Source organism: Streptomyces adelaidensis (assembly GCF_016598475.1).
In the GTDB taxonomy this organism is placed as follows: Bacteria; Actinomycetota; Actinomycetes; order Streptomycetales; family Streptomycetaceae; genus Streptomyces; species Streptomyces adelaidensis.
In genome coordinates this window covers 1-26291 of sequence record NZ_JAEMUX010000040.1, presented here as the reverse complement: position 1 = coordinate 26291, position 26291 = coordinate 1, and the positions used below count along the sequence as shown (strand labels likewise).

The 26291-nt window shown below is 71.2% G+C and carries 19 protein-coding genes and 1 tRNA gene; 11 read left to right on the top strand and 9 right to left on the bottom strand.

Annotated elements, in window-relative coordinates; all coding sequences use genetic code 11:
• Positions 1-181: 181 nt before the first annotated feature.
• The 7 genes from I8N67_RS22870 (at position 182) to I8N67_RS22840 (ending at position 11444) form a co-directional block, all read left to right on the top strand.
• Entirely contained in the window at positions 182-1666 is a 1485-nt protein-coding gene (locus I8N67_RS22870; protein ID WP_200305049.1) for a CHASE3 domain-containing protein, read from the top strand.
• A 35-nt stretch (positions 1667-1701) separates the two neighbouring features.
• Positions 1702-2736 (top strand): glutamate ABC transporter substrate-binding protein, encoded by a 1035-nt coding sequence (locus I8N67_RS22865; RefSeq protein WP_234046128.1) that lies wholly within the window; start codon positions 1702-1704, stop codon positions 2734-2736.
• A gap of 53 nt (positions 2737-2789) precedes the next feature.
• Positions 2790-4115: a hypothetical protein gene (locus I8N67_RS22860; RefSeq protein ID WP_200305047.1), complete on the top strand. Its 1326-nt coding sequence runs from the start codon at positions 2790-2792 to the stop codon at positions 4113-4115.
• On the top strand, positions 4112-6772 hold the full coding sequence (locus I8N67_RS22855; RefSeq protein WP_200305046.1) for a serine/threonine-protein kinase: 2661 nt from the start codon (positions 4112-4114) through the stop codon (positions 6770-6772). Before I8N67_RS22860 ends, I8N67_RS22855 begins: the two co-directional genes overlap by 4 nt.
• 3 nt (positions 6773-6775) lie before the next feature.
• Positions 6776-8092: a PP2C family protein-serine/threonine phosphatase gene (locus I8N67_RS22850; protein ID WP_200305045.1), complete on the top strand. Its 1317-nt coding sequence runs from the start codon at positions 6776-6778 to the stop codon at positions 8090-8092.
• Positions 8093-8234: 142 nt separating this feature from the next.
• Complete coding sequence (locus tag I8N67_RS22845; protein WP_200305044.1) at positions 8235-9581, top strand: vWA domain-containing protein; 1347 nt, start codon at positions 8235-8237, stop codon at positions 9579-9581.
• A gap of 165 nt (positions 9582-9746) precedes the next feature.
• Positions 9747-11444 (top strand): FHA domain-containing protein, encoded by a 1698-nt coding sequence (locus I8N67_RS22840; protein ID WP_200305043.1) that lies wholly within the window; start codon positions 9747-9749, stop codon positions 11442-11444.
• A gap of 76 nt (positions 11445-11520) precedes the next feature.
• On the opposite strand, the gene I8N67_RS22835 is transcribed toward I8N67_RS22840, so the two are convergent.
• Complete coding sequence (locus I8N67_RS22835; protein ID WP_200305042.1) at positions 11521-12504, bottom strand: methyltransferase domain-containing protein; 984 nt, start codon at positions 12502-12504, stop codon at positions 11521-11523.
• A 134-nt stretch (positions 12505-12638) separates the two neighbouring features.
• Here I8N67_RS22835 and I8N67_RS22830 point away from each other — a divergent pair, with 134 nt between their 5' ends.
• Positions 12639-13052, top strand: coding sequence for a globin (locus tag I8N67_RS22830; RefSeq protein WP_200305041.1), 414 nt, complete (start codon positions 12639-12641; stop codon positions 13050-13052).
• A 21-nt stretch (positions 13053-13073) separates the two neighbouring features.
• Here the strand turns inward: I8N67_RS22830 and I8N67_RS22825 are convergent, their stop codons facing one another.
• The 7 genes from I8N67_RS22825 to I8N67_RS22795 form a co-directional block, all read right to left on the bottom strand.
• Entirely contained in the window at positions 13074-13757 is a 684-nt protein-coding gene (locus I8N67_RS22825) for a DUF8010 domain-containing protein (protein WP_200305040.1), read from the bottom strand.
• Complete coding sequence (locus I8N67_RS22820) at positions 13754-14164, bottom strand: acyl-CoA thioesterase (RefSeq protein ID WP_200305039.1); 411 nt, start codon at positions 14162-14164, stop codon at positions 13754-13756. Before I8N67_RS22820 ends, I8N67_RS22825 begins: the two co-directional genes overlap by 4 nt.
• A 6-nt stretch (positions 14165-14170) precedes the next feature.
• Positions 14171-15835: an energy-dependent translational throttle protein EttA gene (gene ettA / locus I8N67_RS22815; RefSeq protein WP_200305038.1), complete on the bottom strand. Its 1665-nt coding sequence runs from the start codon at positions 15833-15835 to the stop codon at positions 14171-14173.
• Between the two features lie 235 nt (positions 15836-16070).
• The gene (locus I8N67_RS22810) at positions 16071-17486 is read right to left on the bottom strand and encodes a TQXA domain-containing protein (protein WP_307835324.1); all 1416 of its coding nucleotides are present in this window, start codon (positions 17484-17486) and stop codon (positions 16071-16073) included.
• Between the two features lie 264 nt (positions 17487-17750).
• Positions 17751-18236 (bottom strand): single-stranded DNA-binding protein, encoded by a 486-nt coding sequence (locus I8N67_RS22805; RefSeq protein ID WP_200305036.1) that lies wholly within the window; start codon positions 18234-18236, stop codon positions 17751-17753.
• Between the two features lie 317 nt (positions 18237-18553).
• Entirely contained in the window at positions 18554-20761 is a 2208-nt protein-coding gene (locus I8N67_RS22800; RefSeq protein WP_200305035.1) for a YfjP family GTPase, read from the bottom strand.
• A gap of 5 nt (positions 20762-20766) precedes the next feature.
• The gene (locus I8N67_RS22795) at positions 20767-22386 is read right to left on the bottom strand and encodes a dynamin family protein (RefSeq protein WP_200305034.1); all 1620 of its coding nucleotides are present in this window, start codon (positions 22384-22386) and stop codon (positions 20767-20769) included.
• 310 nt (positions 22387-22696) lie between these two features.
• Here I8N67_RS22795 and I8N67_RS22790 point away from each other — a divergent pair.
• From I8N67_RS22790 to I8N67_RS22780, 3 genes are all read left to right on the top strand, one after another.
• Positions 22697-22769: transfer RNA gene (locus I8N67_RS22790), tRNA-Arg, on the top strand.
• Positions 22770-23291: 522 nt separating this feature from the next.
• A complete protein-coding gene (locus tag I8N67_RS22785) occupies positions 23292-24257 on the top strand; it encodes a D-2-hydroxyacid dehydrogenase family protein (RefSeq protein ID WP_200305033.1) in 966 nt (321 codons plus the stop codon).
• A 282-nt stretch (positions 24258-24539) separates the two neighbouring features.
• Positions 24540-24857 carry a chaplin gene (locus I8N67_RS22780; protein ID WP_200305032.1) on the top strand — a complete coding sequence of 106 codons (318 nt, stop codon included), beginning with the start codon at positions 24540-24542 and terminating at the stop codon, positions 24855-24857.
• Positions 24858-25655: 798 nt separating this feature from the next.
• Here I8N67_RS22780 and I8N67_RS22775 read toward each other — a convergent pair.
• Complete coding sequence (locus tag I8N67_RS22775) at positions 25656-26171, bottom strand: hypothetical protein (protein ID WP_200305031.1); 516 nt, start codon at positions 26169-26171, stop codon at positions 25656-25658.
• Positions 26172-26291 lie beyond the last annotated feature (120 nt).

Below are 26291 nucleotides of genomic sequence, written 5' to 3'. Positions count from 1 at the left end.
TGGTGCGGGAAGCCTTCTGCCGCGCCGGAATTCGACAACCACACGACGTACGGACACGATCGGGGCACAAGATCGAGTCAAGGCCTGTGCGTTGTCAGTCCCGGCGGCGATACTTGCGGCCGTGCACCTCCGCCCGCATGACGGGGCGGAAGCGATGGACGGATGACCAGGGGGAGGTCAGGTGACATACACGCCGAAGGGCAGCGCGCCGCCGTCGGCACCACCCGCGGGCCCGGTACCGGCCGTGCCACCGCAGGCCACGCACGCGTCCCGGTCACCCGTCGCGCCCCCGGCCCCGGACGGCGGCCCGCCCCGCCGGACGGCGTTCGCGGAGGGCGTCGACCAGCTGCGCGCCGCCGCGACGACCGAGCCGGGGCGGCTGCGCATCATCGGCGCCGTCCTCGCCCTCCTGGTCGTCGCGTTCGGCTCCGTCACCGCCTGGCAGATGAACGACCGCGCGAGCGCCGCCGACGACGTGCTGCACGGCAGCCAGCCCCTCAGCTCCGCGGCGGCCAACATCTACAGCTCCCTCGCCGACGCCAACACGGCCGCCTCCAGCGGCTTCCTCGCGGGCGGCCAGGAGACCCCGGAGTCGCGTGCGAAGTACGAGCAGGAGATCGAGGAGGCCGCCGAGAACCTGGCCACCGCCGCCTCGGCCTCCGACCCCGACTCCGAGTCCGGGCAGCGCGTCCGCGAGCTGAACGAACTGCTGCCGGAGTACAAGGGCCTGGTCGAGCGGGCCCGCGTCAACAACCGGCTGGGCTACCCCCTGGGCGGCGCCTACCTGCGTTACGCGAACGACAAGATGCAGCAGGACATGCTCCTCAAGGCCAAGGAGATCTACGACAACGAGAACGAGCGGCTGCGCGACGACTACGCGGACGCCACGTCGTACCCGTGGGCCGCGATCGCTCTCGGCGTCCTCGCCCTCGGCGGCCTCGTCTGGGCCCAGCACCGCAACTACCGCCGGACGAACCGGGTGTTGAACCACGGCCTGGTCGCGGCGACGGCCGCCTCCACGATCGTCCTGCTGTGGCTGGTCGCCGGCCACACCCTCGCCCGCTCGGGACTCAACGACTCCTACGACAACGGCGTACGGTCCCTCACCGTGCTGAACGACGCCCGCATCGCCTCCCTCAAAGCCCGCGGCAACGAGAACCTGACGCTGATCAGCCGGGGCGCGCAGACGGAGAAGGTCGTGATCGACGGCGACGAGAAGGACGTGGACACGTTCGACCACAGCTTCGACGCCGACATGAACGACCTCACGAAGCAGTTGGCAGCCGCCCAGAGTCTCGCCGACGACGACAGCGGCGCGAAGCCCGTGAAGGCCGCCGTCGCCAACATGGAGGAGTGGCTGGACCGGCACGAGAGCGCCCGCGCCGCCGACGAGTTGGGCGACTATCAGTGCGCGCTCAGTCAGGTGATCGGCGGCAGGTCGACGTCCGAATGCGAAGCGGGCGACAAGCCGACGGGCGACTGCTTCAAAAATGTCGACGACAACCTGGACATCGCTCTCCAGCACGAGAAGAGGGAGTTCACGCAGGCGGCCCAGGGCGGCCGTGACGCGATGACCGGGCTCCCGGTGGGCGCCGCCGTACTGGCGGTGCTGGGCGCGGCCGGCGCGGTGCTGGGCATCGGGCGCAGGCTTTCGGAGTACCGGTGACGGCGGCGGAAGGGGACACGGTGGAAGGCGGAGCGATGAGTGCGGTGCGACGCCTGCGAGCCGGTCTCAGGGGCTGGGGCGGCGTCGGCGCGATGGCGGTCCTCTGCGCGCTGACCGTGATCTTCGCCCTGGTGCTGCCGGTGAGCGGGACACGCGGCGAGGGCTCCACGGGCACCGGCGGCCAGGGCGTCGCCCGGGGCACCCAGGCGCGGACGGACGCCTGCGAGACCGAGGGCGCCCCCCAGGACCAGAGCCTCAGCCCTTCCGGCAGCGCGACCGGCGACGCGATCGAGCGGATCAGGAAGAACGACTTCATCACCATCGGCGTCGACCAGAACAGCTACCGGTGGGGCTACCGCGACCCGAACAACACGGACGAGAAGGCCGAGCTGGAGGGCTTCGACATCGACATAGCGCACCGCATCGCGGAGAAGATCCTCGGTGACCCGAAGAAGGTGCGCTTCAAGGCGGTTCCCACGATCCAGCGCATTCCCGCCCTCCAGGACGGGAAGGTCGACATGGTGGTCCGCACCATGACGATCAGCTGCGACCGTATGGAGCAGGTCGCCTTCTCCCAGCCGTACTTCGAGACCGGACAGCAGGTCCTGGCGCCCAAGTCCTCGACGGTCAAGGGCTACGACAAGACGCTGACCGGCAAGAAGGTCTGTGTGGCCTCGGGTTCCACCGCCTTGGGCCGCCTCGAGGACGATGAGGACGCGGGCAAGGCGTTCGTCACCCCCGCCGACATAGTCAAGGTCCCCAACCAACTCGACTGTCTGGTACGGCTCCAGCTCGGCGAGGCCGATGCCGTGATCACCGACGGCGCGCTCGCCGCGAGCCAGGCGGCACAGGACCCGACGGTCGAGCTGACGGGTGAGCCGTTCACCACCGAGTACTACGGCGTGGCGATGAATCTGGAGGCGGACGATCTGGTACGCCAGGTCAATCAGGTGCTGGTGGACTACCTCAAGGACGGCTGGCAGACCTCGTACGACAAGTGGCTCTCGCCGACCCTCGGCAAGAGCTCGACGAACTCCCGGCCGCCGACCCCCCAGAAGTACAGCGACTGAAGGCGACCGACCGAACTCCAATGACCCACACCGACAGCAGCGAGAGGTGATCGATGGGCGTCGCGGGATCCACCGGGCCGGTGATGGACCGGGACGAGGTGGACCGTGCGCTCGCGCGGCTCGGCGCGGAGCACGAGGCCATCGAGACCTCGCTGCTCGCCCTCCAGGACCACGCGGGCCGCAGGCTGCTCGAAGGCGCCGCGCTGACCGGCGTCACCAAGGAGCGCTGGACGTCGGCGGACGCGTCGATCACGCTGCTGTGGGCGTACTTCGACGCGTACGCGGACGCGCTGCGCTCCGCCCGCGAGATCCGTTCGCGGCGCCGCTGGTCCAGCCGTGAGGACCTGGTGGAGCTGACGGAGCTGCTGCGCGGCGAGGCCGTCACGGTCGCCGGCTCGGCCACGGCGATGGCCAACGCGCCGACGTTGCAGGGTGCGAGCCGCCTCAGTGAACAGTTCTCGCTGGTCACGCTCGTGGACCGGATGAACGACCTGTACGCGTCCTCGCTCGACATGGTCGTCGCCGCCGACGCCGTGTGGTCCGCGCTGCCCGCCCGCATCGATCTGCTCGCCGCCGAGCTCCAGCGCGTCCGCCAGCTCGCGCACTCCGTCGGCGTACGCCCCGGTGAGCACCCGGCCGGCGACGACCTGGAGCGGATCACCCATACCCTGACCCGGCTCCGCGAGCAGGTCATCTCCGACCCGCTGGCCTTCTGGGTCCGCGCACCGGGCAGTTCCGCGCCCGGCGGGGGCCGCCCGGACACCTCGACGTACGACCGCGAGGCGCGCGCGCTGGAGGACGTGCGGCGGGAGATCGACGCCGTGTTGACGGTCCGGCAGGACGCGGAGTCGCGGCTGGTGAAGCTGCGGGACGTGCTCAGCCGCGCGGACCGTACGCTCGCCGAGGCGCGCAGCGCGCGCGGTGAGGTGCTGGCGAAGATCGCCGCGACCGAGGTGCCCGTGGTGGGCGGTCCGCCGACCGTGCTGCAGGAACAGCTGGCGATGGCGGCGGACTACCGCAGACACGCGCAGTGGCACCGGCTCTCCCCGCTCCTGGAGTCCCTGGAGCAGAAGGCCGACGACGAACTGCTGCGCGCCCGCGAGTCGTTGACGGCGGTCACCGCGCCGCTGGCGATCCGCGCGGAGCTGCGCGGCCGGCTCGACGCGTACAAGGCGAAGGTCGCCCGGCACGGCTTCGCGGAGGACTCGCTGCTCGTCGAGCGGTACGACGCGGCGCGCCGCATGCTGTGGAGCGCCCCCTGCGACCTGCGCGTCGCCGAGCAGGCGGTGCTGCGCTACCAGCACGCGGCCGTCGAGCTGCTGGGCCAGTCGGTGCCGGCCCGGCGTGAGCCTCAGGACCGGAGGGAGGAGGAATCGTGAGTCAGACGGAAGAGGAAGTGAACGAGGCGGGCGAAGAGGGCGGGCAGCAGTCGTGTCAGCGGCCCGGTTGCTCGGGATCGTACGAGGACGTGGGCGGCGGCGAGCTGTACTGCGACATGTGCGGTCTGGCGCCGGTCGTCTCGGCGAGCGGCATGGTCACCTCCCCGCCCACCGGTATCACCGGCAACAGGGGCTCGCGCGGCTCCGGTTCCAGCGGCAGCTCGCGCTCCTCCCGGTCGTCGACGCGCTCCTCGCAGTCCCGGCGCTCGGTCTCCGGCCGGCTCTCCCGCGCCCTGTCGGGCAAGTCGACGGGCCGCTCGGTGTCGGTGCGCAGCTCCGGCAAGACCTCCGGTACTTCGGGGCGGGCCCGGCTCGGCGTCGGCCTCGTCCAGGTCCCGGACGTACCGCGCCCGGACCCGCGTTCGATGGTCCTGGAGACCGCCGAGGTGCCCGAGCGGAAGCGGTTTTGCTCCCGCTCCGACTGCGGTGCGCCGGTCGGCCGGGCGCGCGGTGAACGGCCGGGGCGCACGGAGGGCTTCTGCACCAAGTGCGGCCACCCGTACTCGTTCGTGCCGAAGCTGCACTCGGGCGACATCGTGCGCGGCCAGTACGAGGTCGTGGGCTGTCTCGCGCACGGCGGCCTCGGCTGGATCTACCTGGCCATAGACCGGGCCGTCTCGGACCGGTGGGTGGTGCTGAAGGGCCTCCTCGACACCGGCGACCAGGACGCGATGGCCGCCGCGATCTCCGAGCGCCGCTTCCTCGCCGAGATCGAGCACTCCAACATCGTCCGCATCTACAACTTCGTCGAGCACCTCGACCAGCGCACCGGCTCCCTCGACGGGTACATCGTCATGGAGTACGTCGGCGGCAAGTCCCTCAAGGAGATCGCCAACGACCGCCGCACGACGGACGGCCGCCGCGATCCGCTGCCGGTCGAGCAGGCCTGCGCGTACGGCATCGAGGCGCTGGAGGCCCTCGGCCATCTGCACAGCCGCAACCTGCTGTACTGCGACTTCAAGGTCGACAACGCGATCCAGACCGAGGACCAGCTCAAGCTGATCGACATGGGCGCGGTGCGCAGGATGGACGACGACGAGTCGGCCATCTACGGCACGGTCGGCTACCAGGCCCCCGAAGTCGCCGACGCCGGCCCGTCGGTCGCCTCCGACCTGTACACGGTCGCCCGTACCCTCGGGGTCCTGACCTTCGACTTCCAGGGCTACACGAACGTCTTCGTGGACTCCCTGCCCGACCCCGACAACATCGAGGTCTTCCGCCAGTACGAGTCCTTCTACCGCCTGCTGGTACGCGCCACCGACCCCGACCCGGCCCGCCGGTTCGGCTCCGCGCAGGAGATGTCGGAGCAGTTGACGGGTGTGCTGCGGGAGGTCGTCTCGCTGCAGACGGGCCGGGCGCGGCCCGCCCTGTCCACGATCTTCGGGCCGGAAGTGAAGGTCACGGACACGGAGTTGTTCGCGGAGCCGGCCGGGGAGGTGTCCCGGCTGGGGACGCGGGTGGTGCCGACGTCCCTGCTGGGGACGCGGCGCGAGAAGGCGTCCGCCAAGAACGGCGGCTCGCCTTCCGGTTCGTCCTCCGGTACGTCTTCCGGTTCGCTTCCCGGTACGCCCGCCCCGTCGGCCGGCGGCGCGGAGGCCGTGCCTTCCGCCGCCCGGCTCACCAAGCGGCTGGACACCGCCGCCGCCGCGCTCGCGCTGCCCGTCCCGCGCGTGGACCCTGGGGACCCGAACGCCGGGTTCCTGGCGGGCCTCATCGCCTCCGCGCCCGCCGAGCTGATCACGGCGCTGCACGCGGCGCCCAGCGGCTCGCTGGAGCTGCGGCTGCGGGAGCTGCGGGCCCGCCTCGAAATGGGCGAGTTCACCATCGCGATGACCACGCTGGACGCCCTGGAGCGGGACCACCCCGACGACTGGCGGGTGGTCTGGTACCGGGGCGTGACCGCGCTCGCCACCGGCGACCACGAGAACGCCGCGCTGTCCTTCGACGCGATCTACGACGCCTTCCCGGGCGAACCGGCCCCCAAGCTGGCCCTCGGCCTGTGCGCCGAGGTGCTGGGGCAACTGGACAACGCGGCCGAGTACTACCGCCTGGTGTGGACGACCGACCCCAGCTTCGTCAGCGCCGCGTTCGGGCTCGCCCGGGTGCGGCTGACCGCCGGGGACCGGCAGAACGCCGTAGGCACCCTGGAGTCCGTACCGGAGGCGTCCATCCACTACACCGCCGCCCGGGTCGCCGCCGTACGGGCGCGGCTCAGACACCGTACCGACGCGGCGCTCGGGTCCGGGACGGCGGCGGCCATGGCCGTGCCGTCCCAGGACGCGTCGTTCCTGGACGATCTGACCGCCGCCGCGGGCCAGGTCGAGGCGCTCGACGGATACGGTCTGGACGCGGTGCGCCGTGAGCAGTTGTCCACAGAGGTCCTTGGCTGCGCCCTGGACTGGGTACTCTCCGGGGGCCAGGGTGCCGCGCCCCCGGCCGGCGGTCGGGTGCTGCTCGGCAGCGCGCTGGACGAGCGCGGCCTCCGCTTCGGACTGGAGCGGTCGTACCGCACACTGGCCCGGCTCGCGCAAGGCGGCGAGGAGAGGATCGACCTGGTGGAACGAGCCAACCGTTACCGCCCCCGGACGTGGGTGTAGTTCATGTCGCAGATGCCCCAGCCGACCGCGCTGACGAAGTGCCCGATCTGCGAGTGGCCCCTCGCCTCGGACGACCGCTTCTGCGGTGCGTGCGGCCATGACCTGTCGGCGGTGCCCGCACCGCCGGCGGACCAGCCGACCATCACCATGAACGGGACGGCAGGTGACGCGCCGGACGAAGCCACGCCCGTGGACTGGCCCGTCGCCTCCGAACCGAGCACGGACACCCCCGCGCCGCTGGTGCGGCCCGCCGACATCCCTGGCACCGACTCGGGCGGCGGCGATCTGCCGGGTCCAGGGCGGGGCGTACGGTTCGACCGGCACCCCGAGCCCGACGAGTACCCGCTGGCCGCGCCCCTGCCGCCGGATCCGCGCACCGCCGAGCCGGCCACACCGCCGGCCGGCACGAAGGTGTGCGTGGCCTGCCGCGCGGGCCGGGTCGACCGCGACGGCTACTGCGAGAACTGCGGACACGCCCAGCCACGCGAACGCGACCACATGGAGCTGGAGTTGGGCGCGGTCGCCGCGGTCAGCGACCGGGGCCTGCGCCACCACCGCAACGAGGACGCGTTCGCCATCTCCTCGACCGCGCTGCCCGACGGCTCCCCGGCGGTCGTCGCGATCGTCTGCGACGGCGTGTCCTCCGCGACCCGGCCCGACGACGCCTCGCTGGCCGCCGCCCGCGCCGCGGGCGAGACGCTGCTGGAATCCCTGCCGCGCGGCACCCACCCGCAGCAGGCGATGCACGACGCGATCGTCGCCGCCTCCACCGCGGTCAACGCCCTGGCGGAGGAGCCGGAGACGGCCGCGGAGCACGCCCCGCACCAGAACGCGCCGGCGTGCACCATCGTCGGCTCCGTCGTCACTCCCAGCCTGCTCGTCGTCGGCTGGGTCGGCGACAGCCGCGCCTACTGGGTCCCGGTGGACCGCAGCGCCCCTCCGGCCCGGCTCACCGAGGACGACTCGTGGGCGGCACAGATGGTGTCCGCGGGACTGATGAGCGAGGCGGAGGCGTACGCCGACCAGCGCGCCCACGCGATCACCGGCTGGCTCGGCGCGGACGCGTACGAACTGGAGCCGCACACCGCTTCCTTCAAACCGGACCGGCCGGGTGTAGTGGTGGTGTGCACCGACGGACTGTGGAACTACGCGGAGGCGGCGGAGGACATGGCCGAGGCCGTGCCCCTGGACGCGGCCCTGCGACCACTGCACTGCGCCCAGGTTCTGGTCGGCCGAGCCCTCGACGGCGGTGGCCACGACAACGTAACAGTGGCCGTCCTGCCGTTCCCGGCCCCTCCTCAGGGGGCAGGATCGGCCTGAGGATGCTCGCGGGCGGGATGCCCGCGGGCACCTCGGCGGCCGGACGGGAACGGCCGACGGACCGGAGGGGACCGGTCCGGGCACAGGCACGCACAGTCATCACCCCACGTGCTGTGGGGCCGCTAGGGGGATCAGAGTAGGCATGGCCAATTTCTCGAAGTCGAACGTGCCGCAGTTCTCGGTCGAGGTGTACCAGAACGAGTACCTGCCCGAAGGCGGCCGCGAGGTCAACGCCATCGTGACGGTCAGCGCGACCGGCGGCGGCACCATCGGCAGCGCGGTCGCCGCGCCGCATCTCTACTCGCCTGGCCAGGGCCCGTCCGCCGCCGTGGCGATCATGGTCGACTGCTCGGGGTCGATGGACTACCCGCCGACCAAGATGCGCAACGCCCGCGACGCCACGGCCGCCGCGATCGACACCCTGCGGGACGGCGTCCACTTCGCGGTGATCGACGGCACCCATGTGGCCCGCGAGGTCTACCCCGGCGGCGGCCGGCTCGCGGTCGCCGACTCCGCCACCCGGGACCAGGCCAGGCAGGCGCTGCGCAAGCTCAGCGCGGGCGGCGGCACCGCGATCGGCACCTGGCTGAAGCTCGCCGACCGGCTGCTCGCCTCGGCCGACGTCGCCATACGCCACGGCATCCTGCTCACCGACGGCCGCAACGAACACGAGTCGCCGGAGGATCTGAAGGCCGCGCTGGACGCCTGTGCCGGACGGTTCACGTGTGACGCGCGTGGAGTGGGCACCGACTGGGAGGTCAAGGAGGTCACCCAGATCGCCTCCGCGCTGCTCGGCACCGCCGACATCGTCGCGGACCCGGCCGCCCTCGCCGCCGACTTCACACAGATGATGGAGTCGGCCATGGGCAAGGAGGTCGCGGACGTCGCGCTGCGGCTGTGGACACCGGTCGGCACGCAGATCAAGTTCGTGAAGCAAGTGGCGCCCACTGTCGAGGAGTTGACGGCCCGTCGCACCGAGTCCGGACCGCGCGCCGGGGACTACCCGACCGGCTCCTGGGGAGACGAGTCCCGTGACTACCACGTCTGCGTCGAGGTCCCGTCCGCGGCCCTCGGCCAGGAGATGCTGGCCGCCCGCGTGTCCCTGGTCATCCCGCAGCCCGACGGATCCGCGCAGAACCTCGGCGCCCAGGGTCTGGTGAAGGCCGTCTGGACCGACGACATGGTCGCCTCCACCTCGATCAACCCCCAGGTCGCGCACTACACAGGTCAGGCCGAACTGGCGCAAGTCATCCAACAGGGCCTTGATGCCCGTAAAGCGGGCGATATGGACGGAGCAACGGCCAAGCTGGGACGGGCCGTTCAGCTCGCCAGCGCGTCGGGGAACGCGGATACTGCGAAACTGCTTGCGAAGGTGGTGGACGTCGTCGACGCGGCGACAGGTACTGTGCGACTGAAGGCGAAGGTCACGGAGGCCGACGAGATGACTCTCGAGACTCGGTCGACAAAGACTGTTCGTGTAAAGAAGTAAGCGAAGCAAGCAGAGCGAGCCAGAAACAGAACCACTGGCGAGCCCGGCATTTCCCCTGGGGAATCCGGGCAGAAACGGCTGTACCGGCCCGAAGCGGCCGCCACGGCCCTCAGTGGGTCACCGGACCCGGCCGAGAGGCCGGAAAGGAGAGGGGGAAGCGCCGACATGCCGACCTGCCCGAACGGACACCAGTCGGGTTCCGACGACTGGTGCGAGGTCTGCGGTCACCGTATGGCCGGTGCCGTACCCCCGCCGCCACCACCGCCGCCTCCGGGCGCCGGTTACGGATACCCGCCGCCCGGCTCGCCTCCCCCGCCTCCGGGCGCGGGCGGCCCCGGCGGACGCCCGCACCTCGCCGCACCGGAACTCTGCCCGCAGTGCCGCACGCCCCGCGAGGGCGGCGCGCCCTTCTGCGAGGAGTGCCGGTGGAACTTCCTGACCAACACGGCTACGACGTACATGCCTGCCGCGCCGCGACCCGCGGCGCCGTCGCCCGGCGCGGGACCGGGCGGTCCTGGCCCCGGACCCGGCCAGGGACCCGGTCAAGGCCCTGGTCCCGGCGGCGGTTCCGGTCCGGGCGGGAACCCGGCACTCCGCTTCCAGCAGCCGCCGCCGTCGTTCGGCGGCGGCGGCGGTGACGGTGACGGGTACGACTACCAGGGCTCACGCCCCTCGCAGATGAACCGTCCCGCCGAACCGATTCCGCCGGGCCCGCCCGGGCCGCCGCCGTTCGGCGGGGATCCGTCGGGACGGGGTGGTCCCGGTGGTCCCGGTCATCCGGGTGGCCCGTCGGGGCCGGGTGGTCCTTCCGGGTTCGGTGGCGGGCCTTCGGGCCAGCCCGGTCAGCCCGGGCCCGGTCAGCCCGGCTCGTCCGCGTTCGGTGGCGATCCTTCGCGCCCCGGCCCCTCGGGCTTCGGCGGCGATCCCTCACGTCCGGTTCCGCCGCCCGGCCCTACGCCGGGCGGCCCCGGTGGATTCGGTGGGCCGGGTGCGTTCGGCGGACCGGATGTGTTCGGCGAACCTGGCGGCCCCGGTGGGCCCGGCGGACCGGGTCGTCCCGGTGGTCAGGGACCCGGCAATGGTCAAGGTCATGGCGGTGGTCAGGGTCCCGGCGGCGCGCCGCAGGCGTTCCAGCAGTCGGCGCCGCCCGCCTTCCCGCAGGAGACCGGGCGACCGCAGCACGGAGGTCCTGGCGGTCCCGGTGGACCGGGTGGACCCGGTGGTTTCGGTGGACCGGGTGGTCGTGGTGGACCCGGCGGTCCGCAGTCCGGCGGCCCGTCCTTCGGTGGTGACGACGACTGGGTGATCTCCCCGCCGTCGTCCGGTCCCGGCGGCTCCGGTGGTCCCGGTGGGCCTTCCGGTCCCGGCGGTCCGGGGTCTCGCCCCGGCGGCGGCTACGGCTATCCGCAGCCCGGCACGACCCAGGCCCCGCCCGGCCCCTCGTACCCGCAGGCGCCGATGTCCTGGAGCGCGACCATCGGCCCCGACCGCGACTACTTCATGGCGATGATGCACCGCTCGGGCCCCGAGGCCGCCGGCCTGAACCTGCCCGCGTACTCCCCCGAGCAGCAGCGCGCCCTCACCGGCAACCAGATCACCATCGGCCGCCGCCGCCACTCCACCGGCGACGTCCCCGACATCGATCTCTCGGTGCCGCCGGAGGATCCGGGCGTCTCCCACCAGCACGCGGTGCTGGTGCAGCAGCCGGACGGCAGCTGGGCGGTCGTCGACCAGAACTCCACCAACGGAACCACGGTCAACGGCTCCGAGGAGCCCATCCAGCCCTTCGTGCCGATCCCCCTTCAGGACGGGGACCGGGTACACGTGGGCGCCTGGACGACGATCACGATCCGCCGGGGCTGACCCGCCGGACGAACGAAAGGATCAGGGCCGGCCGGCCGGTTCGGTCGGCCCTGACCTGTGGGCCCGGTCAGTGCGCTCAGGTCGGCAGGGGCCAGGCATAGGGCCCCTCCGGGTCGTCCAGCCAGGCCCAGGCGTGGTCGCCGCGGACGGTGATGCCGTAGCGCTCCCGGGACGGCATGTCCTCGCGCTGCCAGAGGGCGAGCGCCTCGTGCGGGTCGAGACTGCCCGCCGTCAGGGCCAGCAGGAACCGGAAGAGCTCGTGCTCCCTGGCGTTGCGCGGCAGCCCGCCCAGATGCGGGTGCACCGCCTCCGGCTCGCCGCCCCCGCGCAGCGGCACGAAGTACGCGGACGTGTGCAGGAAGCGCCCCTCGGCGTGCTCGGCGTCGTCGACCCGCAGCCGCACCAGCCCCGTGGCCAGCGGCGTCAGGATGCGGCCGCCGGGGGCGCACTGCGCGAGCCAGGCCTGCGGGATCGAGTGCAGGGTGCAGGTCGCGATGATCCGCTCGTACGGCGCCCGCTCGGGCACCCCGCGCGCTCCGTCCCCGGTGACGACGGTCGGGTGGTACCCGGCGGCGTCCAGATGGCGGCGCGCGGCCTCGGTGATGTCGGCGTCCAGGTCGACGGTGGTGACCCGGTCGTCGCCCAGCCGGTAGCAGAGCAGGGCGGCGTTGTAACCGGGCCCGGCGCCGATCTCCAGCACCCGGTCGCCGTCCTCCACCTCCAGTTCGGCCAGCATCTTCGCCATCAGCGAGGGCTGGCTGCTGGAGGAGATCAGCTCCCCGTCGCGCATCCGGGTGGCGAGCGGGGCGTCGGCGTACGCGCCCCGCACCCAGCGTTCCCGCCTCCGGGGGTCACGTTCCTCACCCCACAGCCGTTCGAAGCCACCCATGACGCCGACGTAGTAGTAAGGGACGAAGAGGTGCCGCGGAACCGTCTCGAACGCCTTCCGCCACACGGGATCGGCGTCCCACGCCCCGCTCGCCTCGATCTCGCGCACCAGCGCCGCGCGGGCCTCGGCGGCGAGGCGTTCCAGGTCGTGGTCGACAGCGTGCGTGCCCATACCTCCACTGTGCTGCGCGACGCCGCCAGACGCGAGCACCACGACGGCCCGGTCCGGAATCGACCGGTCCGCACCTTGAGCCCGGATTTTCGGTGGTCCTAAGCCTTGAGTCCTCCGTCTCCCCGTCTGAGACCATGGGAGACGTGAAAGAGATTCGGCGCGGCACGCTTCAGGAGCAGACCTTCTACGAGCAGGTCGGTGGCGAGGAGACCTTCCGGCGGCTCGTGCGCCGTTTCTACGAGGGTGTCGCCGAGGACCCGATCCTGCGGCCCATGTACCCCGAGGAGGACCTCGGCCCGGCCGAGGACCGCTTCGCGCTGTTCCTGATCCAGTACTGGGGCGGCCCCACCACGTACAGCGAGAACCGCGGCCACCCCCGCCTCCGGATGCGCCACGCCCCTTTCGCCGTCGACCGCGCCGCCCACGACGCCTGGCTGAAGCACATGCGCGTCGCCGTCGACGAACTGAACCTCTCCGAGGAACACGAGCACACGCTGTGGAACTACCTCACCTACGCGGCGGCCTCGATGGTGAACTCCCCGAGCTGACCGGCGCGCGGCCGGCCGGACTCAGCGAACGCTGACGTCGAACGCCCCGAGCCCCGCCCTGCGTACGGCGATCGACCCGTACGGCGTGCGCAGCCTGAGCCACGCGCCCGACGAGAACAGGACCGGCTCTCCCGCCGCGGGGCCGCCCGGTGGCCGCAGGAAGCCCAGCGACTGTGCCGCGTGCACGGCCCGTACCGGCAGGGCGGTGTCGCCGATCGGCCGGGACCAGATCTCCCGCCCGACCCGGTCGAGTTCGGCCCGGGTACGCCGCTCGGGCGTCAACTCCTCGGTGCGGGACCGGAATTCCCGCACCGCCGCGGAGACCATCGCCCGCAACGCGTCCGGCGCGGGCAGCCCCGCCTCCGGCCGCCAGCCACCGCGCGGAGGAAGCACTCCGGCCCACGGCGGCCCGGTCACGGCCTCCGGAACGACGGCCGTGCCGGCCGGCTCGTCAATGGACTCCAGGAGTTCACCGGCCGACACCGTCATGTCGAACGTGACGTCGAGCCCGTTCTCGTACGGCTTGGCGAGCCGTACCGCGCGGATCGCGAGGACCTCGAAGGAGGGCGGCCGGCCGAAGACGGCCAGTGCGGTGCCGGCTGCCTGGAGGCGCACCGCGGCCCCACGGTCGTAGCGGAGCAGCCGGGAGAGGAAGGCCGCGAGATCCGCCGCCTCCCCCTCGTCGGCGAGGTGGAGCACCGTCATGCGGCGACGGCCTCCGCCGTGTCGTCCCGGTACTCCTCCAGGAACTCGCGTTCGTCGGAGGTGATCCGGCGGGGCCGCTGGGTCGCGAAGTCGAACGGCACTATCACCGTCGAGGCCCGGACGTAGACCTGGTCCGGGTCCTTCACCTCGTAGGTGATCGTGAACGACGCCGCTCTTATTTCCGTGACCCACAGCTCGATGTCCACCGGCTGATGCCGGTGCACCAACTGCCGCTTGTAGTCGATCTCATGGCGTGCCACCACGGACCCCTGCTTGAAGTCCTTCTCCGGGCGGAACAGGAAGTCGATACGGGCTTCCTCCAGGTAGCGGAGGAAGACCACGTTGTTGACGTGGCCGTACGCGTCCATGTCCGCCCAGCGCAGTGGGCAGCGGTAGATATGCCGCAAGATCGATCAGCCCCGGGTCAGCTTCTTGTAGGTGGCGCGGTGCGGACGGGCGGCGTCCGCACCCAGTCGCTCGATCTTGTTCTTCTCGTACGACTCGAAGTTGCCCTCGAACCAGAACCACTTGGACTCACCCTCGTACGCGAGGATGTGTGTCGCCACTCGGTCCAGGAACCAGCGGTCGTGGGAGACGACCACGGCGCAGCCCGGGAACTCCAGCAGCGCGTTCTCCAGCGACGACAGGGTCTCGACGTCGAGGTCGTTGGTCGGCTCGTCGAGGAGCAGCAGGTTGCCGCCCAGCTTCAGGGTCAGCGCCAGGTTCAGACGGTTGCGCTCACCGCCGGAGAGCACCCCGGCCGGCTTCTGCTGGTCCGGGCCCTTGAAGCCGAACGCGGAGACGTACGCGCGGGAGGGCATCTCGACCTGGCCGACGTTGATGTAGTCAAGCTCGTCGGAGACGACGGCCCACAGCGTCTTCTTGGGGTCGATGTTCTCGCGGCTCTGGTCGACGTAGGAGATCTTGACCGTGTCGCCGACCTTGATCGAACCGGAGTCCGCCGTCTCCAGCCCCTGGATCATCTTGAACAGGGTGGTCTTGCCGGCGCCGTTCGGGCCGATGATGCCCACGATGCCGTTGCGCGGCAGCGTGAAGGAGAGGTCGTCGATCAGGACCTTCTCGCCGAAGGCCTTGCTGAGGTTGTTGACCTCGACGACCACGCTGCCCAGGCGCGGGCCCGGCGGGATCTGGATCTCCTCGAAGTCCAGCTTCCGCATCTTGTCGGCCTCGGCCGCCATCTCCTCGTAGCGGGCGAGGCGGGCCTTGGACTTGGCCTGGCGGCCCTTGGCGTTGGAGCGGACCCACTCCAGCTCTTCCTTGAGCCGCTTGGCGCGCTTGGCATCCTTCTGGCCCTCGACCTTGAGGCGGGACTGCTTGCTCTCCAGGTACGTGGAGTAGTTGCCCTCGTAGCCGATGGCGCGGCCGCGGTCGAGCTCCAGGATCCAGCCCGCGACGTTGTCGAGGAAGTACCGGTCGTGGGTGACGGCGACGACGGTGCCGGGGTACTTCGCGAGGTGCTGCTCCAGCCACTGGACGGACTCGGCGTCCAGGTGGTTGGTGGGCTCGTCGAGGAGCAGCAGGTCGGGGGCTTCGAGCAGCAGCTTGCACAGCGCGACGCGGCGGCGCTCACCACCGGACAGGTTGGTGACGGACCAGTCGCCGGGCGGGCAGCCCAGGGCGTCCATGGCCTGCTCCAGCTGGGTGTCCAGGTCCCACGCGTTCGCGTGGTCCAGGTCCTCCTGGAGCTTGCCCATCTCGTCGAGGAGCGCGTCGGAGTAGTCGGTCGCCATGAGCTCCGCGACCTCGTTGAAGCGCCTGAGCTTGCCCATGATCTCGGCGGCGCCGTCCTGCACGTTCTGAAGAACCGTCTTGGACTCGTCCAGCGGCGGTTCCTGCAGCAGCATGCCGACGGTGTAGCCGGGCGACAGGAACGCGTCACCGTTGGAGGGCTGCTCAAGGCCCGCCATGATCTTGAGAACGGTGGACTTACCGGCACCGTTCGGGCCGACCACACCGATCTTCGCGCCGGGCAGGAAGCTCAGCGTGACGTCGTCAAGGATCACCTTGTCGCCGTGCGCCTTGCGCGTCTTGCGCATCGTGTAGATGTACTCAGCCAAGAGAAACCGTCCGGCAGTTTGAGATCTGGCAGTGGGCAGTACCACCCATCTTGCCGCACGGCCAGCCTTTGACGGAAACCGGATGGTGAACCCCCCGGACGAGCGACACGGCCCCGGCGCCTGGGGGGGGCGTACCGGGGCCGCGTCACACGCACGTGTCACCGCGCGGTCACTCACTGTTGAGTTGCCAAGGATCTCTGCCCGTCGGCCTGTTGCTCACCGCTCCCACGGCTGCCTACTGCTCCCGCTTGCGCAGGACGATCATCACCGCGCCGCCGATCACGAGCAGGGAGATCGCGACGCCCCCGATCACCGGGGTCGCACCGGAGCTGCCGGTCTCGGCGAGGTCGGTGCCGGAGTCGGAGACCGTGTTCCCGCCCACAGTCGCCGGGCTCGGCTCACTCAGCGTCTGGACGGAGTCACCGCCCGCACCGGCCTCGGTCTCCGTCCGGCAGTCGAAGACGCCCCGGAACTGCTTCGCGAAGCCGTTCGGCCCCTTGATCGTGAAGTCGTACGCCTGGTCCTCCTGCAGCGGGATCGTCACCGTCCGGGTCTCGCCCGCCTCGATGGTGTAGGTGATCCCCATCAGGTCGAAGACAAAGGCCTCGTCGCCCTCGTTGGCGGCCGTGATGTCGAGGCCGCCCTCGGCGCAGTTCTTCTCAGCGGACAGTGCGGGTATCGCGCCCTTCTCGCCCCAGTGCGCGGTGGCCGTCGCGGAGACCGTGGACTCGCTGGAGCCCGCGAGGATCTGGGTCTGGCTGCGGGTCTGGGAGGCGAAAGCGCGGCCGACCGGCACGGTGGTCGAGGCCTGCACGGTCAGCTCGGCCGAGCCGTCCGCGGTGTCCTCGGGCACCTCGAAGTACAGCTCGGTGCCGTCGCCTGCCGAGGTGACGGCCTCGCCGTCCGCGTCGACGACCTTCGCCCCGTCCGTCTCCGAGGGCGGGGTCACGGTCACACCGTCCGCATTGGTGTGCACGGTGACCGGGCCGAGCCGCTCACCCGCCCGCCCGGAGAGCGCCGGCGGATCGAGTGTCAGCGAGGCGGCGGGTTCCGCGAGGTTCCGTGCGCTCTTCTCCAGGTAGTCGGCGAGCTTCTCGGCCTGCGGGTCCAGGGCCGTCACCTCGGCCCCGTCCGAGTAGCGCCAGATCGCCACCTGCGTGCCGGCCGCCGCGTCCTCCTCGGTGAGGCCCTTGGCACCGGCCTTGGCAGCGAGTGCCGCGAGGTCGTTCACCTGCGGGTAGGAGTTCCGCAGGATCCAGCGGATCTTGCCGGCGTCCTTGTTGGCGTTGAGCGAGGTGCCGCTCCAGGGGGTCTCCTGGTACTTGGCGTCCTTCTGCGTCGGGTTCTGGACGTCGACGCAGTAGGTCTGCAGGGTGCCGCCGCCGTCGACGAACATCTCGAACAGGCCTGCCGGGAGCTGCTGTTCCTGACCGTCGGTCCGGAGCACGGCCGTCCCGTACGTCTTCAGGCCGCCTATGGTCGCGGTCGCTCCGCCCGAGCTCCGCACCGCCTCGTCGGCGGTGGCCGGGCCCGCGGCGACGATCGCACCCGCGACGACGAGTCCGGACGCGAGGGACACGGCCGCGAGGCGGGCCTGCCATCGCCTGCGCGCGGACCACGTGGCGAACGACGCCGAGAACGAAGAAACCACAGAATTTCCCTTCGAGCAGGACCCGTTGACGTGGGGGGTTGTGGTCCCACCAGCAGAATCAGAAGCCCCGTGGGCTATGCCGGGCATCCTAGGGATGCGGCGCACCACTCTTCCCAGTCGTATCGTCGGACAAGCGATCCGAATCGGAATCGTTATCGCCTGCACAGCTCGCGAACAGCACTTATCGACAAATCGATGAGATGTGCACGAGGACCGATCGCAACGCATTCGCCGATAAGCCGCAGTTCGGCCTGCGACCTGATGTCACGTCACACCAGCTGTCTCCAGGCCGAGTTCGGACGCGCCGACGTCGAGCGGGTTGCCTGGCGGGGGTGTCTCCCAGTTCGGCTCCGGCTGCCGGGACCGGGGCTGGGCCGGCACCGCAGTCTCTCCCCTGGGCGTCCGCCGGAACGCGGCCGTGCCCCGCGACAGGTCGTGGCCGATCGCCACCGCGTCGACGTCCGCCGAAACCCAGCTCTGCCCGTCCCGTTGTTCGGTGCGTACCTTCAACCGTCCCTGCACCACGACCGGATCGCCCACCGACACGGACGACGCCACGTTCGCGGCGAGGGTGCGCCTCGCCCACACCGTGAAGAAGTTGGTGTGGCCGTCGGTCCACTCGTTCTTCTCCCGGTCCCAGTACCGCGAGGTCACCGCCAGCCGGAACCGGGCCGACGACCCCGTCGACAACTCCCGGCAGACCGGCTGGGTCGCCACGTTCCCCACCACACACACGATCGTCTCGTTCATCTCGCGAACCCCTCCTTCACGCCGGCACCGACCCCGGTGCCGACCGGACACGCGTACGGGCCCGTCCCGTACGGCTGCTGCGTCCGTCGCGGTGATCGCACCAAGCCCCGCCGCGCCACACCATGCGATGTGGTGCGGTGTGGACCGATGTGCTGTGATCGCCGCGTGTTCAGACTGCCGCCGTCGGGCCGAGCCCGCTGAGCGCTGTGTACTACCCGCCGGTTGTGGACAACTCCGTCACCCGACGGGGTGAACTGTTCATCCAAGAACCGCGCCTCACCCCACAGCGCCGCGCCTCAATCCACCACCGCCGCCCCTCAACCCACCGGCGCCGCCCCCAGCACCCGCCCGTACTGCTCCCGCACCTCCCGGTACCGCAGCAACTCGGCCGCGACCGGGTCGAGCACCCGGGCACGGCCGCACCCGGCGGCCGCCTCCCGCAGCCGCCGCTCCGCTTCGTAGCCGTAGCGCCGTGCCGGGCCGCGTGCCGCCAGTCTGCAGCTCCACTCGACGGCCGGACCACCGACGATGCCGATCACCATCAACAGCACCGGTACCCCGATGTTCGGCGCCATGAAGCCGGAGATCTGCCCCAACAGCCAGAGTCCGCCGATCACTTGAAGGAGGGTCATGGACGCCTGCACAAGCACCGCGACCGGCCACCAGCCCGGCCGCGGCGGCCGCCCCACAGGCGCCCCGGCCCGCGCCGCCAGCTCGTCCAACGCCTCGGGCAGCCCCTGCGCCCCCCGTACGGCCGCCTCGCGCACCGCCTGGGCCCAGGGCGCGGGCAGCCCCGTCGCGGCACGGTCGGACAGGTTGCGTACGGCCTGTTCGACCCGCTGTCGCGCGGTGGCCTCCTCGTCCACGGGCGTCGTCAGGGCCAGCCGCCCCGTCGGGGGCTCGCTACGGTCCTGGTACCACCGCCACAGCCGTAGCCAGGGCGTTCCGCACGCGCGGTTGGCGTTGCGCAGCCAGGCGCGCTCGGCGGCCTCGCCCGCCGCGGTGGCGCCGACGGCGTCCGCGAGCCGCGCGGCGAACTCGTCCCGGGACCGCTCGCTGAGCCCCGCGCGCCGCTGATTGGCGTACACCGGCCACAGCCGCGCCGCGGCGGCGTCCAGATCGGCCCTGACCCGGCGGGCCGGCGCGCCCCGCTCGGCCACGAACTGCCCCAGAGACTCGCGCAGTTCCCCCACCCCGTCGCCGGTGAGCGCGGACAGCGCGAGGACGGTGGCGCCCGGTTCGCCGTACTCCCCCAACGCGATCCCGTCCTCGTCGAGCAGCCGCCGCAGATCGTCGAGCACCTGGTGGGCGGCCTCCCCGGGCAGCCGGTCCACCTGGTTGAGGACGACGAACATGACCTCCGCGTGGCCCGCGAGGGGCCGCAGATAGCGCTCGTGGAGGACGGCATCGGCGTACTTCTCCGGGTCGACGACCCAGATGACCGCGTCCACCAGCGCCAGGATCCGGTCGACCTGCTCCCGGTGCTGCACCGCCGCCGAGTCGTGGTCGGGCAGGTCCACCAGGACGAGCCCCCGCAGCTGCGCCTCCGCCTCCGGGCTCTGCAGCGGCCGCCGGCGCAGCCGTCCCGGAATGCCGAGCCGGTCGATGAGGCTCGCCGCGCCGTCGCTCCAACTGCACGCGATGGGCGCGGCCGTGGTGGGCCTGCGCACCCCCGTCTCCGAGATCGCGACCCCCGCGAGCGCGTTGAACAGCGCCGACTTGCCGCTGCCGGTGGCGCCCGCGATGGCGACGACCGTGTGCTGCCCCGAGAGCCTGCGCCGCGCCGCCGCCTCGTCCAGGACCCGCCCCGCCTCCGCCAGCGTCCTGCTGTCCAGCCGCGTACGGGACAGTCCGACCAGCTCCCGCAACGCGTCGAGCCGCGACCGCAGGGCCCCGTCGTACGCGAGCGGGGTGGCCGTCTGCGGCGCCGGAGCCCTCGTCTCCACGACCGGCACCCGCTCGACCCCACTCGTCTCGGACACCCGCCGGGCGATCAGCCCGTCGCCCCAGGGATCACCGGCATCACCGCCATCGCCGGATTCGGTACGGCCGGTCGCGTCGCCGGAAGAGGCGCTGGGAGGCGGGGCAGAGGGCACGTTCTTGAGAGGCACGCGATGGACGTGGCTTTCCTCCTTGCCGCGCTTCTCTGACCTCTCCCGCCGCTCCTGCCTCTCCCGCCGCTCAGGCTTCTCCTGCTTCTCCTGCTTCTTCGGCTTCTTCGGCTTCTCCTGCTTCTCGCGACTCACACGCTCATCGGCTGCCGCTTCATCCTTGCCGGAGCCCGCCTTCTCGTCGCCCGTCTTCTCGTCGCCCGTCTTCTCGTCGCCCGTCTTCTCGTCGCCCGTCTTCTCCTCGGCCTTCGTCTCGACCTTCGTCTCGGCTGTCGTCTCGGCCTTCTTCTCCTCTGCCGTCTTCTCCTCGACCTTCGTCTCTCCTCCCTTCTCCTCTTCGCTCTTCATGCCTTCGTCGCCCTTCTCGGGGACGCCGTCTCCGGTCTGGTCCGCGTGGTCAGTGACGGCAGTCACGGCGGTCACCTCTCCTTCTGCAGTACGGACAGGGCGGCGATGAGTTCGGCCTGTGGTTCGGGGTGGACGTCGAGTGCGTCGAGGGGGGCGAGGCGGCGATCGCGTTCGATGTCGAGGGCGCGGTCGAGGTACTCGGTGAGCAGCCGCCCGCCGCGGTCGCGCAGCCGTAGCGCGCCGTGCGCCCCGATGCGCTCGGCGAGGCCCTCCCCGGCGGACCGGGCCCGGCGACCGCCCAGCAGGGCCGTGGCGACCAGGGCGGCGACGACCTCGGCGTCCGGCGCGACGCTCCGGTCGAGGTCGCGCACCTCTTCCTCGGCGTACTCCTCAAGAACGCGGCGCCAGCGTCGTACGGTCATCCCGATCCGGTGTTCGACGCTCTCGCGCGTGGCGTCGCGTTCGGTCAGCCCGGCGGCCACGGCGGCCGGTTCGCGGCGCCAGGCCTCGCCGATCCGCTCGTCGGCGGCGGTGACGGCGCACAACAGCAGTGTGCCGAGGCTTTCGACGAGGGCGTCGAGCAGTTCACCGGCGGTGCAGTCGAGGGGATAACTGCGCCATCGTTTGAGGGCGTCGCCGGCAAGCACGGCACCGGACTGCAGACGACCCTTCACGCGCGCGTGCTCGCTGTCGTACGCCGTGTCGACGGCCGTGGTGAGGCGGAGGGCGGCGGAGTACTGCTGGGCCGCCGCGCCGGCCAGCTCGGGCATCCGGGACCTCAGCGAGTCCAGGATGCCGTGTGCGGTGCGGGCCATGGCCTGGTGCCGGGCACCGGGGTCGGTCACCTGCTCGGTGAGCCAGGCCCGCAGCGGCGCGACGGCGGTGGTCGGCAGCAGCCCGCCGCCCCAGGCGGACTCAGGCAGTTCGGGCACGGTGAACCGGGGTACGTCGCCGAGCCCGGCCTTGGTCAGCAGGGCGCCGTACTGCCGGGAGACCTCGGAAACCACCTGGTGGGGCACCCGGTCAAGCACGGTGACGAGGGTCACCCGGTGGTCCTTGGCGGTGCGCAGCAGGTGCCAGGGCACGGCGTCGGCGTAGCGGGCGGCCGTCGTGACCATCACCCAGATGTCGGCGGCACAGACGAGTTCGGCGGCGAGTACGCGGTTGTCGGCGACGAGGGAATCGATGTCGGGGGCGTCGAGGAGGGCGAGACCGGGGGGAAGGCTCTCGGCGGTCTCGATGCGCAGCACGCGCTCGCCGTCGCGGCCCGGGGAGAATGGTTCGTCGCCGGGATCCTGACCGGGCTCCCGCTGGGGCACCCACGCGCGGGTGAGGTTGGGCAGCACGCGCATGCCGCTGAACCAATGATGGTCCTCGGGATGACACACCAATACGGGTGTACGGGTCGTGGGCCGCAGCACGCCGGCCTCACTGACCCTCCGCCCCACCAGGGAGTTGACGAGAGTGGACTTGCCGGCTCCGGTCGACCCCCCGACAACGGCGAGCAACGGCGCTTCGGGTTGCCGCAACCGGGGCACCAAGTAGTCGTCGAGTTGCGCGAGCAGTTCGTCGCGGTTGGCACGCGCGCGCGGGGTCCCTGCCAGGGGCAGCGGAAAGCGCGCGGCGGCGACACGGTCGCGCAGGGCGGAGAGCGCGTCGAGCAGCTGAGGCCGTACGTCCAAGGTCACCACATGCGAAGAATGCCCAATTTTGTGGACTTTCTGAAGCATATAAGTACGCCTGCGCGCCGACAGGGCACATGGGACGGAGGGGACGAGAGGGGCGCAGGCATAACGAGTGCACAACACCCGGGGCGCGAGACGCCAAAAGAGGTGCACGATTCGCACCTGCCTGCGATTATCAGGATCGCTTCACCGAACCTCCACATTGAGCCACGGAGGCGAAGCAACAGGGACAAGGACTCGGGAGCCCTATCCTTGTCCCCGGCAACGTCACGGATCAGCCCACACCCGGGCACCAAGACCGAGGCCACCACATCCGGCCCCCGTAGCTCAGTGGATAGAGCAGGCGCCTTCTAAGCGCTTGGCCGCAGGTTCGAGTCCTGCCGGGGGCGCCTACTCCCCACCCTCCCTCCGGGAGGGCTTTTTGCTGGTCAGAGCGTGGCCTCGCCGACTGCGGAGCCATCGCGCGCGGCTCGTGGTCAACCTCCGGCCCGCCCCCACGACCGACGCCCTGGAACGCCTCCGGGCACAGCCGCCGGCCCACCACCCGACAGACACCGCACCTGACTAATAGCTACGCAAGTCGCCCATCAGGGTGCCGGTCACCCGGGACGGAAATCGGCCAGGCGTGCCGGATCACGGGGCGGACGGATCCTCCGCGACGCCACCCTCGACCGGTTGGCCCCGCCGACCGACGACCGGCTTCGCCGCGGAAGGCGGCGCTGCTGAATCCGCCGTCGCCCGTGGGGCGGGTCCGCTGCGCCGCCCCCTCGTCATGCCTTCCCGCCACCCAGGTCACAGAGATCAACCCTGGGTAGAGTCCCCCCAGACTCGCGTATCCCGCTCCCGAACCACGCACCCCCGAGGGTCCTGGCCGGCAGGCACCCGACGGGCTTGACCGGAAGGCATTCGCCATGCGACCGCGACTTCGCTGCGCCGTACTCGACGACTACCAGTCCGTCGCGACCGAGGTCACCGACTGGTCCCCGGTCGCGGACGACGTCGATGTCGTGAGCTTCGCCGAGCACTTCGCGGATGAGGAGGCCGTCGCGGCGGCGCTCGCGGAGTACGACATCGTCGTCACCCTGCGCGAACGTGTCCCCTTCCCCGGCTCGCTCCTCGCCCGCCTGCCCCGTCTGAAGCTCCTGATCGCCTCCGGCATGCGCAACTCGATGATCGACTACGCGGCCGCCGAGACACACGGCGTGACGGTCTGCGGTACGGCCAGCTCCTCCACCCCACCGGTCGAGCTGACCTGGGCCCTGCTGCTCGGCCTCGCCCGGGGCCTGGTCACCGAGAACAACGGCCTGCGCGAGGGCGGCCCCTGGCAGAGCACGGTCGGCGCCGACCTGCACGGCGCCCGGCTCGGGCTGCTCGGTCTCGGCAAGATCGGCAGCCGGGTGGCCCGCGTGGGCCTCGCCTTCGGCATGCGTGTGACGGCATGGAGCCAGAACCTCACCAAGGAGTACGCCGACGAGGTGGGCGTCCATCTGGCCGCGTCCAAGGAGGACCTGCTCGCGGGCAGCGACTTCGTCTCCGTCCACCTGGCCTTGAGCGACCGCACCCGAGGGCTGCTCGGCACTCCCGAACTCGCCCTCCTCAAGCCGACCGCCTACCTGGTCAACACCTCCCGCGCCGCCATCGTCGACCAGGACGCGCTGCTCGCCGCCCTGCACGAAGGCCGTATCGCCGGAGCCGGCGTCGACGTCTTCGACATCGAGCCCCTCCCCGCCGACCACCCGATGCGTAAGGCCCCCCGCCTCCTCGCCACCCCTCACCTCGGCTACGTCTCACACGCCAACTACGCCACGTACTACGGCCAGGCGGTCGAGGACATCCAGGCCTACCTTGCGGGTTCCCCGGTACGGCTCCTCAGCTGAAGCCCGCAGCGCCACAGCCTCGCGACCCCGCAACCTCACCCACTCGCTCCCCTCTGCCAGGGCGCGGTGCGTTCGGCGTGGACACCGCCATGGCGGTGTCCTTCGGGGACAATCCGGCCGCCGCGCGAGGCGTCCGGGTGCATGAGAAGCCAACACAACGGAACTCCCTGTTCAAAAAGGGTGATTCCAGGATGAACACCGTGACCCATGGTGCGCGGGCGCGTTGAAGGGGCGTCCGGTCGCGTAAGTGCGGCCGTGTTCATCGAATTGAAGGAGAACGTGATGTCTCGCATGGTGAAGGTGGCCACCGTCACTCTGGGTACGTCCGCCCTGGTCCTCAGCGGGGCCGGGCTGGCCTCGGCGGACTCGGATGCCCGCGGCGCGGCCATCGGTTCGCCCGGCGTCCTGTCGGGCAACGTCGTCCAGGTCCCCATTCACGTGCCGATCAACATCTGCGGGAACACCGTGAACATCATCGGCTTGCTGAACCCTGCCTTCGGTAACACGTGCGTCAACGACGACCACGACGAGCACAAGGACGACAAGAAGGACGACAAGAAGGACGACGGCAAGGGCCACAAGAAGCACCACGGCCGCTGACCTCGGGTCGGCGCCGACAAGCAGGCAGCACACGGCTGAGCCTCCGACGGTGTCGACCGCCGGGGGCTCAGCCGTACTCGCACCGACTCACACGTAACGGCAGATCTCGCCGACGTCGTCCATCTGCCCCGGCGTCAGACTCGATGGCGGCACCTCCTCGTGGCATGCCGCCACCCGCCCCGCGAAGGGCCCGGTCATCACCCGGTGGTCCGCACCCCGCCCGTCTCGCCCGTCCGCATGACTGCTCCGGATCGAGTAGCTCTCCCTCACGGTCGCCCCGAGGCCGCGGCTGCTGGGTCGTGCCCCAGTTCATCTGTGGCCGCGCGTATCGCGTCGAGCGCGGTGGGACACGAGCAGTGTTGGCCGACCGCTCAGATGCGTGCTGTCCGCGCGAGCCGCATCAGGCGCAGCGGCCGCCCATCCAGACCGACGTGCCATCGCCGTCGCCATCGCAGGCTCTCGACCGCCAAGTTCGCGTCGGGCGACGGCACGGCGCAACCGGTGGCCGAGGTACATGTCGTCGAACGCGACTTCCTCGGGGAGCGCCGGCCGCCTGGCCCGCGAGGCGGCGACGGCCGAAGCGAGCAGCCCGCGTACGACATACCGCCGCCTGCGTAAGGAAGCCACCGGCCGCACGAGCCCGTGCGGCGCCCCAGGGCGCGCCGAAGGCCCGGGATCAGCCGGACTTCCCGGCCTTCCCGAGCCCATCGAACCCTCAGGTCCCCGAACTGCCCGGCTGCCCCGTCCCGGCCAGGGGAGGGTGCCCCCTGGCGCCGGGGCCCCTCCCGTTGCGTATCTCTACGCCTGACCGAGGCCCACGTCGGCGGTCGGTGCTGTGCGCAGCAGCGGTGTACGCAGGGCGGCCTGGGGACTCTTGAGCGTCCCGAGTTCGGAGGCCTCGGGCTTGGGCGCGGTCAGCGGGGCATCCAAGGACAGTCCGGGCGTCAGCGTCTTCAGGTCGGCCGCGGGCGCGTCGACCGCGGCGCGCTCGGAACCCTTGCCGACGACCCGTGGCACCGGGGTCTCGGCCGACAGGCCGGGCAGGGGGGTCTCCAGCGGCACCTGCGGCAGGGTGTTCTCCGGGATCAGCCGGCCCTCGACGTACCGGGGCATGTCCGGCCGCCCCTGCTTGGGCAGCGGCACTTCCCCGCCGATCTCGGGCAGTTTCACGTTGTGTGACTTCTCGACACCGTCCAGGGGCACAAGGATGGGAACCGACTCGGCCGCGACAGCGGGGGTCGCGGCACCGGCACCCAACGCGGCCACCACGCCCGTGACGGCGATGACAAGGGTTCCTCGTGGGGTCGACTTCATTTCGACACAGTCCCTTTCAAGGATCGGGAGTCGGATTCCAAAGCTCAATGTCCGTACGGGATAACGAGGTCGGATTCAATGTCAGTCGCAATCGAGGCGAGATTCCCCCGACCGACCCAT

Bases quoted from the DNA above. Each gene is read 5' to 3' on its own strand.
- I8N67_RS22840 (WP_200305043.1), top strand. From the start codon at position 9,747: ATGCCGACCTGCCCGAACGGACACCAGTCGGGTTCCGACGACTGGTGC.
- I8N67_RS22865 (WP_234046128.1), top strand. From the start codon at position 1,702: ATGAGTGCGGTGCGACGCCTGCGAGCCGGTCTCAGGGGCTGGGGCGGC.
- I8N67_RS22775 (WP_200305031.1), bottom strand. From the start codon at position 26,171: ATGAAGTCGACCCCACGAGGAACCCTTGTCATCGCCGTCACGGGCGTG.
- I8N67_RS22780 (WP_200305032.1), top strand. From the start codon at position 24,540: ATGTCTCGCATGGTGAAGGTGGCCACCGTCACTCTGGGTACGTCCGCC.
- I8N67_RS22845 (WP_200305044.1), top strand. From the start codon at position 8,235: ATGGCCAATTTCTCGAAGTCGAACGTGCCGCAGTTCTCGGTCGAGGTG.
- I8N67_RS22785 (WP_200305033.1), top strand. From the start codon at position 23,292: ATGCGACCGCGACTTCGCTGCGCCGTACTCGACGACTACCAGTCCGTC.
- I8N67_RS22830 (WP_200305041.1), top strand. From the start codon at position 12,639: ATGGGAGACGTGAAAGAGATTCGGCGCGGCACGCTTCAGGAGCAGACC.
- I8N67_RS22860 (WP_200305047.1), top strand. From the start codon at position 2,790: ATGGGCGTCGCGGGATCCACCGGGCCGGTGATGGACCGGGACGAGGTG.
- I8N67_RS22805 (WP_200305036.1), bottom strand. From the start codon at position 18,236: ATGAACGAGACGATCGTGTGTGTGGTGGGGAACGTGGCGACCCAGCCG.
- I8N67_RS22835 (WP_200305042.1), bottom strand. From the start codon at position 12,504: ATGGGCACGCACGCTGTCGACCACGACCTGGAACGCCTCGCCGCCGAG.
- I8N67_RS22825 (WP_200305040.1), bottom strand. From the start codon at position 13,757: ATGACGGTGCTCCACCTCGCCGACGAGGGGGAGGCGGCGGATCTCGCG.
- I8N67_RS22850 (WP_200305045.1), top strand. From the start codon at position 6,776: ATGTCGCAGATGCCCCAGCCGACCGCGCTGACGAAGTGCCCGATCTGC.